The organism is Pseudomonas sp. IB20, assembly GCF_009707325.1.
In the GTDB taxonomy this organism is placed as follows: domain Bacteria; phylum Pseudomonadota; class Gammaproteobacteria; order Pseudomonadales; family Pseudomonadaceae; genus Aquipseudomonas.
This window is the reverse complement of the sequence record NZ_CP046103.1, coordinates 1,869,301-1,884,037: the sequence shown is the minus strand read 5'-3', so window position 1 is coordinate 1,884,037 and position 14,737 is coordinate 1,869,301. Positions and strand designations below refer to the sequence as shown.

At 60.8% G+C, this 14,737-nt stretch carries 11 protein-coding genes and 1 pseudogene; 8 read left to right on the top strand and 4 right to left on the bottom strand.

Annotation, left to right across the window (positions count from 1 at the left end):
* The first annotated feature begins 43 nt into the window (after positions 1–43).
* A complete protein-coding gene (locus GJU48_RS08820; RefSeq protein WP_176462974.1) occupies positions 44–2,125 on the top strand; it encodes a carboxy terminal-processing peptidase in 2,082 nt (693 codons plus the stop codon).
* 117 nt (positions 2,126–2,242) lie between these two features.
* Entirely contained in the window at positions 2,243–4,009 is a 1,767-nt protein-coding gene (locus GJU48_RS08815; RefSeq protein ID WP_094952121.1) for a bifunctional diguanylate cyclase/phosphodiesterase, read from the top strand.
* Here GJU48_RS08815 and GJU48_RS08810 read toward each other — a convergent pair.
* The 4 genes from GJU48_RS08810 to GJU48_RS08795 form a co-directional block, all read right to left on the bottom strand.
* Positions 4,006–4,377, bottom strand: coding sequence for a hypothetical protein (locus tag GJU48_RS08810; RefSeq protein WP_005786715.1), 372 nt, complete (start codon positions 4,375–4,377; stop codon positions 4,006–4,008). The two genes, GJU48_RS08815 and GJU48_RS08810, sit on opposite strands and share 4 nt — an antisense overlap.
* A complete protein-coding gene (locus tag GJU48_RS08805) occupies positions 4,374–4,712 on the bottom strand; it encodes a helix-turn-helix domain-containing protein (protein WP_094952122.1) in 339 nt (112 codons plus the stop codon). Before GJU48_RS08805 ends, GJU48_RS08810 begins: the two co-directional genes overlap by 4 nt.
* A gap of 96 nt (positions 4,713–4,808) precedes the next feature.
* Complete coding sequence (locus tag GJU48_RS08800) at positions 4,809–5,264, bottom strand: YkvA family protein (protein WP_094952113.1); 456 nt, start codon at positions 5,262–5,264, stop codon at positions 4,809–4,811.
* A gap of 311 nt (positions 5,265–5,575) precedes the next feature.
* Positions 5,576–6,316: an FKBP-type peptidyl-prolyl cis-trans isomerase gene (locus GJU48_RS08795; RefSeq protein WP_094952114.1), complete on the bottom strand. Its 741-nt coding sequence runs from the start codon at positions 6,314–6,316 to the stop codon at positions 5,576–5,578.
* A 247-nt stretch (positions 6,317–6,563) separates the two neighbouring features.
* Between GJU48_RS08795 and GJU48_RS08790 the strand changes: the two genes are divergently transcribed.
* The 6 genes and pseudogenes from GJU48_RS08790 to kdpB form a co-directional block, all read left to right on the top strand.
* Positions 6,564–8,372, top strand: coding sequence for a di-heme-cytochrome C peroxidase (locus tag GJU48_RS08790; RefSeq protein ID WP_094952115.1), 1,809 nt, complete (start codon positions 6,564–6,566; stop codon positions 8,370–8,372).
* Positions 8,369–9,532 (top strand): catalase family protein, encoded by a 1,164-nt coding sequence (locus GJU48_RS08785; RefSeq protein WP_094952116.1) that lies wholly within the window; start codon positions 8,369–8,371, stop codon positions 9,530–9,532. Before GJU48_RS08790 ends, GJU48_RS08785 begins: the two co-directional genes overlap by 4 nt.
* Positions 9,533–10,067: 535 nt before the next feature.
* Positions 10,068–10,166 (top strand): K(+)-transporting ATPase subunit F, encoded by a 99-nt coding sequence (gene kdpF / locus GJU48_RS08780; protein ID WP_053255293.1) that lies wholly within the window; start codon positions 10,068–10,070, stop codon positions 10,164–10,166.
* A 107-nt stretch (positions 10,167–10,273) separates the two neighbouring features.
* Positions 10,274–11,980 (top strand): potassium-transporting ATPase subunit KdpA, encoded by a 1,707-nt coding sequence (gene kdpA / locus GJU48_RS08775; RefSeq protein WP_094953568.1) that lies wholly within the window; start codon positions 10,274–10,276, stop codon positions 11,978–11,980.
* Positions 11,981–11,990: 10 nt separating this feature from the next.
* Entirely contained in the window at positions 11,991–12,638 is a 648-nt protein-coding gene (gene kdpC, locus GJU48_RS08770) for a K(+)-transporting ATPase subunit C (protein ID WP_094953569.1), read from the top strand.
* Between the two features lie 12 nt (positions 12,639–12,650).
* A pseudogene (gene kdpB / locus GJU48_RS08765) lies at positions 12,651–14,714 on the top strand (potassium-transporting ATPase subunit KdpB); the annotation flags it as partial.
* Positions 14,715–14,737: the final 23 nt, after the last annotated feature.

Here is a 14,737-nt window from a genome sequence, read left to right as displayed (position 1 = left end):
ACGGCCTAATATGCGTTATCAATTGCCCCCGCGTCGAATCAGCATGAAGCATCTGTTCCCCAGCACCGCCCTCGCTCTTTTCATTGGTCTCGGCTTCGCGTCGATGTCGACCAATACGTTCGCAGCCAATAGCTGGGACAACCTTCAGCCTGATCGCGATGAGGTGATTGCCAGCCTTAACGTTGTCGAGTTGCTCAAGCGTCATCACTACAGCAAGCCGCCGCTGGACGACGCTCGCTCGGTGATCATCTATGACAGCTACCTCAAGCTGCTGGATCCGTCGCGCAGCTACTTCCTGGCCAGCGATATCGCTGAGTTCGACAAGTGGAAGACCCAGTTCGACGACTTCCTCAAGAGCGGCGACCTGCAGCCCGGTTTCACCATCTACAAGCGCTACCTGGACCGCGTCAAAGCGCGTCTGGACTTCGCCTTGGGTGAGCTGAACAAAGGCGTCGACAAGCTCGACTTCACCCAGAAGGAAACCCTTCTGGTGGACCGTAAGGACGCGCCTTGGCTGACCAGCACCGCCGCCCTTGACGACCTGTGGCGCAAACGCGTCAAGGACGAAGTGCTGCGCTTGAAGATCGCCGGCAAAGAGCCCAAGGCCATTCAAGAGCTGTTGACCAAGCGCTACAAGAATCAGCTGGCACGTCTCGACCAGACCCGTGCCGAAGATATCTTCCAGGCCTACATCAACACCTTCGCGATGTCCTACGACCCGCACACCAATTATCTGTCGCCAGATAACGCGGAAAATTTTGATATCAACATGAGTCTGTCGCTGGAAGGCATCGGTGCCGTCCTGCAAAGCGACAATGACCAAGTCAAGATCGTACGTCTGGTGCCGGCAGGCCCTGCCGACAAGACCAAGCAGGTCGCCCCGGCCGACAAAATCATCGGCGTAGCCCAGGCCGACAAAGAGATGGTCGACGTGGTCGGCTGGCGCCTGGACGAAGTGGTCAAGCTGATCCGTGGGCCGAAAGGCAGCGTGGTGCGCCTGGAAGTGATTCCGCACACCAATGCACCGAACGACCAGACCAGCAAGATCGTGTCCATCACCCGTGAAGCGGTGAAGCTCGAAGACCAGGCCGTGCAGAAGAAAGTCCTCAACCTCAAGCAGGATGGCAAGGACTACAAGCTGGGCGTGATTGAAATCCCGGCCTTCTACCTGGACTTCAAGGCGTTCCGCGCTGGCGATCCGGACTACAAGTCCACCACCCGCGACGTGAAGAAAATCCTCACCGAGTTGCAGAAAGAGAAAGTCGACGGTGTAGTCATCGACCTGCGCAACAACGGCGGCGGCTCCCTGCAGGAAGCCACCGAGCTGACCAGCCTGTTTATCGACAAGGGCCCGACCGTGTTGGTACGCAACGCTGACGGCCGTGTCGACGTGCTCGAAGACGAGAACCCAGGCGCCTTCTACAAAGGCCCGATGGCGTTGCTGGTCAACCGTCTCTCAGCTTCGGCCTCGGAGATTTTCGCCGGCGCCATGCAGGACTATCACCGTGCGCTGATCGTCGGTGGCCAGACCTTCGGCAAAGGCACCGTGCAGACCATTCAGCCGCTGAACCATGGCGAACTGAAACTGACGTTGGCCAAGTTCTACCGGGTGTCCGGGCAGAGCACCCAGCATCAGGGCGTGCTGCCGGATGTCGACTTCCCGTCGATCATCGATACCAAGGAAATCGGCGAGAGCGCCCTGCCCGAGGCCATGCCGTGGGACACCATCCGCCCTGCGATCAAGCCGGCGTCGGACCCGTTCAAACCGTTCCTGACGCAGCTTAAGGCTGACCACGACGCCCGCTCCGCCAAGGATGCCGAGTTCGTGTTTATCCGCGACAAACTGGCCCTGGCCAAGAAGCTGATGGAAGAGAAAACCGTCAGCCTCAACGAAGCGGATCGCCGTGCGCAGCACACCAGCATCGAAAATCAGCAGCTTGTGCTGGAAAACGCCCGCCGCAAGGCTAAAGGCGAAGACCCGCTCAAAGAGCTGAAGAAAGAAGATGAAGATGCACTGCCGGCCGAGCCTGAAAAAACCAAGCCGGAAGACGACGCCTACCTGGCCGAAACAGGTCGGATCCTGCTGGACTACCTGAAAATCAGCAAGCAGGTGGCGAAGCAGTAAATGATGGCAATTTAATGTGATGGCTCCTCAGAGTGTCATCATATAGACATCATTCTGTCGTGAAATGAAGGACCGCCGGCGTTGAGCCTGCGGTCCTTTTTTTCGATCGAGACCGACATGACCATGACCGAACAGCTGAATGCATTGGGCTCTATCCTGGCTCAAGGCAGTTTGCACAGCCTGTTCCAACCGATCATTTGCCTGTCCGAACGACGCATCCTGGGCTACGAAGCCCTCAGCCGTGGCCCGTCCAACAGCCCGTTGCACTCCCCAGTAGCCCTGTTCACAGTCGCCCGCCACGCCGGGCGCCTCAGCGAATTGGAAATGGCCTGCCGTGAAAGCGCCTGCCGACGCTTCAGCGAGCAAAAACTGCCGGGCAAGCTGTTCCTGAATATCTCGCCGGAATCCTTGATGGAAACGGCGCATCAACCGGGGCGCACCCTGCAACTGCTGCGCGACTTCGGCATTCCGCCCAGCCAGGTGGTGATCGAACTCACCGAGCAGACCCCCACCGACGATTTCAACCTGCTGCAAACCGCGCTTCATCATTACCGCGACATGGGCTTCGCCATCGCTCTGGATGACTTGGGCGCCGGGTATTCCAGCCTGCGCTTGTGGTCGGAGCTGCGCCCGGATTACGTGAAGATCGACCGGCACTTTATCGACGGCATCCATCAGGACGCACTCAAGCGCGAGTTCGTCGGCTCCATCCTGCAAATCGCCAGAGCTTCGCGCGCCCAGGTGATTGCCGAGGGCATTGAGCTGCCGGAAGAACTGGCGGTATTGACGGAGATGGGCGTTGACCTGGTGCAGGGCTACCTGCTTTGCCGTCCGCAGGAACACCCACCGCAGGAAGCACGCCTGATGCTGCCCAAGCAAGACAACGCCAACATCGCCCTCAACGAGGAAGGCAGCGACCTCAGCGCTCTGCTCAACGAGCAACCGGCGGTGCACCAGGACACCGCCACGGCGTTGGTGTTGGAGTCGTTCCGCCGCCAGGCTAACCTCAACTCACTGGCGGTACTGGACGGGCGCGGCCATCCGGTCGGCATCGTGCATCGGCACTCGTTGTCCGACGCGCTGCTCAAGCCGTTTGCCACTGACCTGTTCGCGCGCAAACCGATCAGCCGTTTGATGAGCGATGACTTTCTGGCAGTGGAGCTGAGCCAATCCCTGCAGCAAGTCAGCCGACTGTTGACCAGCCGTGCGCGGCAACGGATTGAGGAAGACTTCATCATCACGCTCAATGGCGATTACTTGGGGCTGGGCCGGGTGATCGATGTGCTCAAGCTGATCACCGAGCTGAAAATCCAGCAGGCACGTTACGCCAACCCACTGACCCTGCTCCCCGGCAACGTGCCGATCCAGCAGTGCCTGACGCGGCTGTTGCAGCAGCAAAGAGAGTCGGTGATCTGCTACGTGGATATCGACAGTTTCAAGCCGTTCAATGACATCTACGGCTATGGACGCGGGGATGAGGTGTTGCTGTGCCTGGCGCAGTGCCTCAACGACCGGGTCGACCCCAGCCGCGACTTTGTCGGGCATATCGGCGGCGATGACTTTTTGCTGGTGCTGGGCCCACAGGATTGGCGCAAGCGGCTCAACCAACTGCTGGATGATTTCCACACCCAGTGCCGACGTTTCTATCGCGCCGAACACCTCGATGCCGGCTGCTTTGTGGCGTTGAGTCGCCAGGGTGTGCGCCAGGAGTATGCCTTGCTGTCACTGTCGATCGGCGTGGTGCATTTATATCCGCAGGCCTGTGCACAACTGGATGCCAGCCAGTTGGCGGAGCTGGCCTCGCAGGCCAAGCACCATGCCAAGGATGTGGCTGGCTACAGCATTCATGTGATCGACAGCCTGGACATGCTGGGCCAGGCTTAGGCCTCGGCGGATTCCGGGTACTCGTACTCGAACACCCGCACCACTTCCGAAGCGTGCCAGGATGCGGCGGCCACGCCATCGGATGGCCCGCTGAAACGCCCCAAGCGCTCCACACATTCAAAAAACCCGGTGCGCGGCAGGCGGCTGGCGCCCTGGCTGATCACCAGCGAGCTACGCAATGGCTGCTCGGCCTTGGCGTCCAGCGCGGCCAGGTGCTCCAGGGCGGCGGCCAGGGTCTGCATCGCCGGCGTGGGGAATTGCAGGCGCTCCAACAGCGCGCGGTAAGTCAGCAGGTGGCGCTGTCGGCGCGCCTGGTCCAGTTCGTTGAGTAACCCGTCCCAGTGTTGACGGCTGATACGTAGGCTCAAGATTCATCCCTCCATCCTGCAACGCCCAACTCCCAGGCCAGGCTGCGGCGTATGGCGGCATCCGGCTGGCGTTCACCACTTTCAATCAATCCCAGGTACGAGGGGCTGATACCCACGGTGCGGGCCAGCGTTTCGATGGCCAGGCCCTTGGCTTCACGCAGGCCGCGCAGGTCCGCGAGCGGGCGCAAGGCCTGATCGGGAGCGACCTGGGCGGTAGAAGTAGGCGTTGGCACTGGTTGTTGCTGACCGGCGGCTTTTAGTAGCGCCTGGTACTGGTCCCATGGCAACACCGCGTATTCGGGTTCGCCATCGCGTGAAATTATCTGAATATCCATGACCGCCCCGTAGGATAACAACACTCACTAAGTAAGCACTTTCCTTAGGAGTGTAATCCTAACAGCCACAAAGGTCGCAGAGGGATATAAGCGTCGTCAGTTTTTTTGCGGGTTTTCCTCGGCCAACAGCGCAGGCGTCGCTGGCAGGCGCTCAACCACGGCGAGCTTTTCCGGACGCTGGGCGTCGCGCCAGGCGCGGAAGGCGCTCATTTCGCCGTCCAGGGTCTTCATGACCCATGCCAGCACGGCAATGTCGTCGAGCATACCGAACACAGGAATAAAGTCCGGGATCGCGTCAATCGGGCTCAAAAAGTACATCAGCCCCGCCACCACCGAGATCAGCGCCTTGGGGCTGATCGCCCTGTACTCACCGCGCCAGTAGGCCAGACACAGAGCCTGAAGCAATTTGAGATCATCCTTGAGCTTACCCAGCCGGTTACCTTGGTTTGAGCCTTTGGCGGCGACGGCAAACAGCAGGGTCGGCAACCGCCCACGGCCGAGCAAGCGGGCGGCCATGGGCAGGAAACGGGTGAAATTGAAGGGTGGTTTCATTCGTCACTCCAGTTCCAGACGACATAAAAGGTTATCCACACAAATTGTGGATAACCTTGTGAACAGAGCCTGTTTTATCGGCTGAAAGCCACGGGATACAAGGCTTTCAGTCAGATCGGGCGTTTTTTGCGCACATAAAAAAAACCCAAGATTTCATTGACTTGGCGTTGATGTGCCGCTACCCGTGCTCAAGTCTTATATCAGACTGTTTCAGGTTGCAGGGGTTCGTTTGGATTTGCTGCGGGTTCAACTGCCGACACCAGATACGACAACGCCCCGTCGAAACGGGGCGTTGTCTGTTCAGGCGCCGATTACTTCTTGGCAGCTGGAGCCGCAGGTGCGTCAGGGGCTTCAGCCTTGGCTGGGTCCTTGATGGCCAGCAGTTCCAGGTCGAATACCAGCACGGAGTTGGCTGGAATCGCTGGGCTCGGGCTCTGGGCACCGTACGCCAGGTCGGACGGGATGTACAACTCGACCTTCTCGCCAACGTGCATCAGTTGCAGGCCTTCGACCCAACCTGGGATCACGCCGCTGACCGGCAGGTCAATCGGGCTACCGCGATCCACGGAGCTGTCAAAGGTAGTACCGTTGGTGAGCTTGCCGGTGTAGTGAACGGTCACCACGTCGGTCGGCTTAGGCTGTGCGCCATCGGCCTTCTTCACGATCTTGTACTGCAGACCCGAAGCTGTGGTGACTACACCGTCTTTCTTGGCGTTTTCTTCGAGGAATTTCTTGCCGGCGGATGCCGACTCTTCACTCATTTTGGTCATACGTTCTTCTGCACGCTTCTGCAGTGCGGCAAACGCTTCAACCAGTTCGTCGTCTTTCAGCTTCTGTTCTTTCTTACCGACGGCATCTTCGATGCCCTGGGCTACCGCTTTGGAGTCCAGGTCATCCATACCTTCTTGAGCAAGGCTTTTGCCCATGTTCAGGCCGATACCGTAGGAAGCTTTCTGCGCCGGGGTTTTCAGCTCTACGCTGGTCTGCGAATCACAACCCGCAAGTACCAGGCTAACCAGGGCCACCGCCGCCGCCAACCGATGCTGTTTCATGCTATTTCCTTGTTCATGCGCCAAAAGGGCAATCGAATAAAGTCGCGAGCTTATCAGGCGGCCACGACCAATGGCTACCGGCATGTGAGCAGGAAACTTCTGATAAGTTCACGTGTTTAAAAGCATTTTCATTCATTATGAAGGCCCGCGAAGGATCGCGGGACCCGCTGCAACCAGACTGCTGGCCACTTGCCGCACCTGTGACGCAGTGGCATAAGAACGCTACAACTCGACAAGGATAGTTATCTTGCGCATTTTTTCCCGTGTTTTACTCCTGATATTGATAGCGCTCGGCCTGCTCCTGGCCGTGGTGCTCTATTACACCGTCAACCCCAAGCTGCCGGACTATGTGCCCGTGGAGCAAGTGCACTACCAGGACCAATGGAGTGCCGCCGACCGCCAGACCTACTACTTCACGCCCCAGGGCACCCAGGTAAAAGGCCTGCATTACGCCTGGTTCACCGCCCTGGAACTGCCGTTCTCCGACCAGCGTTTTGCCACGCCCGAGTACCTCGCGCGCTTCGGTTTCTTGGTGGACCCCAAGCAAGTCCCCACCGCACAAAACCCCGGCAACCTGCCAGTGGGTTTCACCCGGCACCAGAACGCCGGCAGCCCGGTTGAATACCTGGACATCACCTGCGCCGCCTGCCACACCGGCGAGCTGCACGTTAAGGGCCAAGCCCTGCGCATCGATGGCGGTTCGGCCCAGCACATGCTGCCCTCAAGCGTGCCCACGTTGCGCGGCGGCAGTTTCGGCCAGGCGCTGGTGGCCAGCCTGGCCGCCACTTATTACAACCCGTGGAAATTCGAACGCTTTGCCCGCCACGTGCTGGGCGATCGCTACGACGCCGAGCACAACCAACTGCGCCAGGACTTCAAGCAGTCGCTGGATAGGTTTTTCACCGTCGCCTGGAACGACACCCATCGTGGCCTCTACCCCACCGAAGAAGGCCCGGGCCGCACCGACGCGTTTGGCCGTATCGCCAACGCCAGCTTCGGCGACGCCCTCTCCTCGGACAACTACCGAGTCGCCAACGCGCCGGTGGACTACCCCTACCTGTGGGATATCTGGACCTTCAACTGGGTGCAATGGAACGGCTCGGCCCAGCAGCCCATGGCGCGCAATATCGGTGAGTCCCTCGGTGTCGGCGCGACGTTGGATTTCTTCGACAGCGCCGGCCAACCGCTTCAGGGCGATGCACGCTACCCCTCCAGCGTGCGCGTGCGTGACCTCAACCTGCTCGAAGAAACCTTGCAACGCCTCAAACCGCCCACCTGGCCGGAAGACCTGTTCGGCGCTGTCGACAAGCCCCTCGCCGCCCAAGGCCGCGCACTGTTCTCCGAGAACTGCGCCGGCTGCCATGTGCCCGCCGTCAGCCAGGCCAATGGCCGCCCGGTGCAACAACTGAAAATGCTCCCCGTGGAGTACATCGGCACCGACCCCGGCGCCGCCAGCAACATCGCCGACCTGCGCTATGACCTCAGCGCCCTGCAATGGGACCCGGCGGAACTGGCCAAGCTCAACGTCGAGCTGCACCCCACACCGACCGCACCGCTGGACCTGCACAAAATGTCCGTGGCCCAAGGCCTGGCCTACATCACCGCCTTCGTCGAAGACCACGCCTACCGCGCCGCAGGTGTAACCCCGGCCGAGCGCCAGCGCCTGAACGGTTTCGGCCTGCCCATCGGCGTACGCGAGTTGCGCGCCTACAAAGCGCGGCCATTGGCCGGCGTGTGGGCCACACCGCCGTTCCTGCACAACGGCTCGGTGCCGACGATCTACCAATTGCTCTCGCCCCAGGACGAGCGCAGCACCACCTTCTATAAAGGCACGTTCAACTATGACCCGCGCCACCTGGGGTTTGAGACCGGCGCGTTCAAGAATGCCTTCCTGTTCGATACCCACATCACCGGTAACCACAACAGCGGCCATGAATTCCGTGCCGGCCAGCGCGGTAATGGCGTGATCGGCCGCGGCCTGCTGCCGCAAGAGCGCTGGGCGTTGTTGGAATACCTCAAAGTGCTGGGCGGCCCGCTGGAGCAACAGTTGCCATGATTATCCGATCTCACAAGGAACCTTCGATGCTCGCACGTCTGTGGCTGCGCCTCGGCGCATTTCTGGGTAAAGCCCTGCTGTGGCTGGTGGGCTTGGGCCTGCTGGGCTGGCTGATCGCCACTGCCTGGTTTGCCTGGCAACACAGCGGCCCGGTGTCGCCGGATGAGCAGATCCCACCCGGTGAAGCGGCCATGACCCAGGGCATCATCCAAACGGCGGTGCGCATCGTCGATCAGCACCGCGAAGGCACGCGCTACCTGCGCGATGCCCATGCCAAGGCCCATGGCTGCGTGAAGGCTGAAGTCAGCGTAGTGGCGGATCTCGACCCGGCATTGCGTCAGGGCGTGTTCGCCGAGCCGGGCAAGACCTGGCAAGCGCTGATGCGCCTGTCCAACGGCAACGCCTACCCGCAGTTCGACAGCATCCGCGATGCACGCGGCATGGCGCTCAAACTGCTGAACGTGCCGGGCAAACAGCTGCTGGACGACCAACAAACGCGCACGGAACAGGACTTCGTGATGTTCAGTCACCCGAACTTTTTCGTCAGTGACGTGGCGGAGTACGCGCAGAACATCGGCGCTCAGGCGGACGGCAAGAAGGTCCAGGCATTCTTCCCCAAGGCTGACCCACGTAGCTGGCAGGTGCGTCACTTGTTTATCGCCCTGGCAACGTTAGCCCCCGCACCCACCAGCCCGACGCAAACCACCTACTTTTCGGTATCGCCCTATAAATTCGGCACGGCTAACGCCAAGTTCCGGGTTGCGCCCGACCCACAAAGCTGCCCGGAATACGCATTGCCCGAGCAGAACCAGGACCTGCCGAACTTCCTGCGCAGCGCCTTGAATCAGCAACTGTCGATTGATCGTGCACCGGCTTGTTTTGTGCTGCAGATTCAGCGGCAGAATCCACAGAAATTTATGCCGATCGAAGACACCAGCATTGAATGGAAGGAGAGCGATGCGCCGTATGAGACCGTGGCCAAGGTGCGGATACCCGCGCAGGATTTTGATACGCCCGAACAGAACCTGGCGTGCGACAACCAGTCTTTCAACCCTTGGTTCGGCGTCGCCGAGCATCGCCCCATCGGCGGTATAAACCGCTTGCGCAAGGCGGTATACGAAGCGGTCAGCGATTACCGCCACAGCCGCAACACCCCGTAAATAGTGCGTAACAATGGGCCCGGCGCCGTTGCTGTTACCGAACAGTGCGCAGCGCGCGGGTGCCTTAATCCGTAATGGGCGCGCGCCCGTGACCGCCAAATCGCTGATCATCCGTAAAGAATGCGTATAGATAGCCTATTCGCCATAACGATTACGTCGCCTCTATTGAGCAACTAACCCCGCACCCTCTACCGTCACTTCCTGCCCTAATCACCCGTAGGAAGTCATCGTGGAAAGTTCAACGTTAGGCATGGTCGTCCTGTCAATGATTGCGCTCTTCGGCACCGCTGCGTTTTGCTTCGAGCACCTCGCCACCCGTGGCGAAAAGAAAAAGAAAGCCAAATAAGCTGATCAGCGAAATCAGCAGAACCCCAGACTTTCAAGGGATACCCCAGCACCGGGCTATCCCTTGTTTTCGTTCGCCCAGCCAAAACCCATCTATATACCGTCTTAATACCGCCCCCCGTAATCAGTGCCCGAGCTTGATACCCAAGCGCTTAACCTCGCCGGCTTATTCAACAAGGGGAGTTACACCGTGCTCACACTGACCTTCATTTATGTCGCCAGCGGTTTATGTGCCGTCGGGCTGTTCGCTTACTTGGGCTACGCCCTCATTCGCGCCGAAAAGTTCTAGGGAGCTCGCCATGTACGACGTGATGTTTATGGGCCTCTCCCTGGTGTTCTTTAGTGCGACTGCCATGGCCATTGTCGCCATGGGCAAGATTTGAACGGAGCCACGACATGTTAAGCACTTTGCTGGAATTTGCGCTGGTCCTGGGGTTGATGACCGCGCTCGCCGTGCTGATGGGCAAGTGGCTGACCCGGGTATTCACCGGGACCCACCACGCCCTGCCGGAACGCGGTACCTATCGCCTGCTGGGCATCAACCCGTTAGAGACCATGGGCTGGGCCCGCTATGGCTCAGCGTTGCTGCTGTCGAACGCGGCAATGATGCTGCTCGGCTATATCGTCCTGCGTTTGCAGGCGGTGATGCCCATCAACCCGCTGGGGCTGGCCGCACAAACCCCGGACCTGGCGTTCAACACCGCCGCGTCCTTTATTACCAACACCAACTGGCAGGCGTACTCGGGCGAAACCAGCCTGTCGAACTTCAGCCAGATGGCGGTCATCACCTTTCTGATGTTTGTCGGTGCCACGTCCGGCGTGGTCGCGGCGGCAGGTTTTATTCGTGGATTGAGCCGTTCGAGCTCAGCCGATATCGGCAACTTCTGGGTCGACTTCACTCGCACCCTTTACCGGGTGATGCTGCCGCTGTGCGTGGGCATGGCGCTGGTGTATGTGTGGCAAGGCATGCCGCAGACCTTCGCCTCTCAAGCCTTGGCAACGACGCTTGAGGGCGCGCAGCAACAGTTGATTGTCGGCGCAGTCGCCAGCTTTGAATCGATCAAGCATATCGGCACCAACGGCGGCGGCTTCTTCAGCATGAACGCCGCGCATCCGTTCGAAAACCCGACGCCGCTGACCAACATCCTGCACATCCTCAGCATGCTGTTGATCCCGTCGGCACTGACCTACACCTTTGGCAGCATGCTGGTGCAACGCCGTCAGGGCTGGGTGTTTTTCGGCACCTTCCTGGTGATGTTTATCGGCTTCCTGGCGCTGGTGTATGGCGCCGAGCAAACCGGCAACCCGCTGCTGACCCAGGCCGGCGCCAACCAGACGCTGTCGATCGAGCAAAGCGGCGGCAACATGGAAGGCAAGGAATTGCGCTTTGGCATCGCCGACAGCAGCCTGTTTATCGCCACCACCACCGCCGCCACTACCGGCTCGGTCAACACCATGCATGACTCGCTGACGCCCATGGGCGGCTTCGTGCCGCTGGCGCAGATGATGCTCAACTGCGTGTTCGGCGGTGACGGCGTGGGCTTTATCAACCTGATCCAGTACGCGCTACTCACCGTGTTCCTGGTGGGCATGATGATCGGCCGCAGCCCGGAATTCCTCGGCAAGAAAATCGAGGCCCGCGAGATGAAACTGGTGATGCTCTCGGTGCTCGCGCACCCCATCAGCATTCTCGGTTTCACCGCCCTCGCCGCCCTGTGGCCGGACACCCTGGCCAGCCTCAACAACCTCGGCCCCCACGGCTTCAGCGAGGTGCTCTACGCCTACACCTCGGGCACCGCCAACAACGGTTCGGCGTTTGCCGGGCTGAACGCCAACACGCCGTTTTTCAACACCACCATTGGCTTGGCGATGTTGATCGGACGCTTCTTCACCATGCTGCCGATGCTTGCCGTGGCCGGTTCCCTGGCGATGAAAAAGACCGTACCGGCCGGCGCCGGCACCATCCCCACCGCGACCCCGCTGTTCATGCTGCTGGTGGTGTTCGTGGTGCTGGTGGTCGGTGGCCTGACCTTCTTGCCGGCGCTCGCGCTCGGCCCGCTGGTGGAGCAACTGCAGTTGCTGTCCGGCCAGACGTACAACTAAGGACATGTTGATGACGACTCAATCGATATTCAAAGGGCTGCTGCGTCCGGTGCTGGTGTCGGCGGTGTTTTTCATGCTGCTGACCGGGCTGGCGTACCCCGCCTTCACCACCCTGGCCGCGCAACTGTTGCTCCCGTATCAGGCCAATGGCTCGCTGATTGAACGCGACGGGCTGGTGATCGGCTCGGCGTTGATCGGCCAACACTTCACGAAGCCTGAGTACTTCCAGGGCCGCCCGAGCATGACCCTCGGCGCCGATCCGCAAGACCCGAGCAAAAGCATTTCGCAGCCGTACAACGCCGGTTCCAGCGGCGCCAGCAATTTGGGTCCGACCAGCCAGAAACTGCTGGACCAAGTGGCGGCGCGGGCCAAGGCCTATCGCCAGGCCAACGGCCTGGCCGCCGATGCCCAGGTGCCAGTGGACGCAGTCACCGCCTCCGCATCGGGCCTCGACCCACATATCTCGGTGGTCAACGCCCGGCTGCAACTGGCCCGAGTAGCGCGCCTGCGGCACATCCCCGAAGCCGAGCTGCTGCAACTGCTCAACGACCACACCGCCGCGCGCACCCTCGGCTTGCTTGGCGAGCCACGGGTGAACGTGCTGCAACTCAACTTGGCGCTGGATGCACGTCAGCCCTCTATTGCGGTCAGTGAGTAAGAGATTGCCCTCATGAAGAATGCTCGTTTACCCCTGTTTGACCGACGCATCGTGCTCACCGCCGGCGTCGATGCGTTGAAGAAACTGCTGCCCCAGGCCCAATGGAAAAACCCGGTGATGTTCGTGGTGTACCTGGGCAGCATCCTCACCACTCTGCTGTGGTTCCAGTCCCTGGGCGGCAAGGGTGAAGCGCCCAGCGGTTTTATCCTCAGCATCACCTTGTGGTTGTGGTTCACCGTGCTGTTCGCCAACTTCGCCGAAGCCCTGGCCGAAGGTCGCAGCCGCGCCCAGGCCGCCAGCCTGCGCGGCATGAAACGCCAGACCCTGGCCAAGTTGCTGCAGCAGCCGCGCCACGGTGCGGCCTGGTTGCCGCTGGAAGCCAGCCTGCTGCGCAAAGACAACGTGGTGTTGATCGAAGCCGGCGACCTGGTGCCGCTGGACGGCGTGGTGATTGAAGGCGTGGCCTCGGTGGATGAAAGCGCAATCACTGGCGAATCGGCGCCGGTGATTCGCGAGGCCGGTGGCGACTTTTCCTCGGTCACCGGCGGTACGCGGGTGCTGTCGGATTGGCTGGTGGTGCGCATCAGCGTCAACCCCGGCGAATCGTTCCTGGACCGCATGATTTCGATGGTTGAATCGGCCAAGCGCCAGAAGACCCCCAACGAAGTCGCGCTGACGATTTTACTGGTGGGCCTGACCCTGCTGTTCCTGCTGGTGATCGCCACGCTCAGCCCTTACTCGATTTTCGCCGTGGCCATGAGCGGCAGCGGCAGCGTGATCAGCGCCACGGTGTTGGTGGCATTGCTGGTGTGCCTGATCCCCACCACTATCGGCGGCCTGCTCTCGGCCATCGGCGTGGCGGGCATGAGCCGGATGATGTCGACGAACGTCATCGCCACCTCCGGCCGTGCGGTCGAGGCGGCGGGCGATGTCGACGTGTTGCTGCTGGACAAGACCGGCACCATCACCCTGGGCAATCGCCAGGCCAGCAGCTTTTTGCCAGCACCGGGCGTGAAAGAAGCCGAGCTGGCCGATGCCGCGCAGCTCGCGTCGCTGGCGGATGAAACCCCAGAAGGCCGCAGCATCGTGGTGCTGGCCAAACAGAAATTCGACATCCGCGCGCGGGACATCAACGCCCTGGGCGCCAGCTTTGTGCACTTCACCGCGCAAACCCGCATGAGCGGCGTAGACCTGCCCGAAGGCCGGGCGATTCGCAAAGGCGCGGCGGATGCGATTCGCAGCCATATCGAAGCCTTGGGTGGGAGTTTCCCGGCGGCGTTGCAGGCCAAGGTCGATGAAGTGTCACGGCGCGGCAGCACCCCGCTGGTGGTGTGCGACGGTGCCAAAGCGTTGGGCGTGGTAGAGCTCAAGGACGTGGTCAAAGGCGGCATCAAGGAGCGCTTCGCCGAACTGCGGCGCATGGGCATCAAGACCGTGATGATCACCGGCGACAACCGCCTGACCGCCGCCGCGATTGCGGTGGAAGCCGGGGTGGATGACTTCCTCGCCGAGGCCCGCCCGGAAGACAAGCTGCAACTGATCCGCGACTACCAGGCTCAGGGCAAGCTGGTGGCCATGACCGGCGACGGCACCAACGACGCACCGGCGCTGGCCCAGGCCGACGTGGCGGTGGCGATGAACAGCGGCACCCAAGCGGCGAAAGAGGCCGGCAACATGGTCGACCTCGACAGCAACCCGACCAAGCTGATCGAAGTGGTCGAGGTCGGCAAACAGATGCTGATGACCCGTGGCGCCCTCACCACCTTCAGCGTGGCGAATGACGTGGCGAAGTACTTCGCAATTATCCCGGCGGCGTTTGTTGCCACCTACCCGCAGCTCGGCGCGTTGAACGTGATGCACCTGAGCAGCCCCAACTCGGCGATTCTCAGCGCGGTGATTTTTAACGCGCTGATCATTGTCGCGTTGATTCCGCTGGCGCTGCGCGGGGTGACCTACCGCGCGATCGGTGCGGCGGCGTTGCTTAACCGCAACTTGCTGATCTACGGCCTGGGCGGGGTGTTGGTGCCGTTCGCCGGGATCAAGTTGATCGACATGCTATTGACCGGATTAGGTCTCGGACGACACTCGCCGCCATCGCA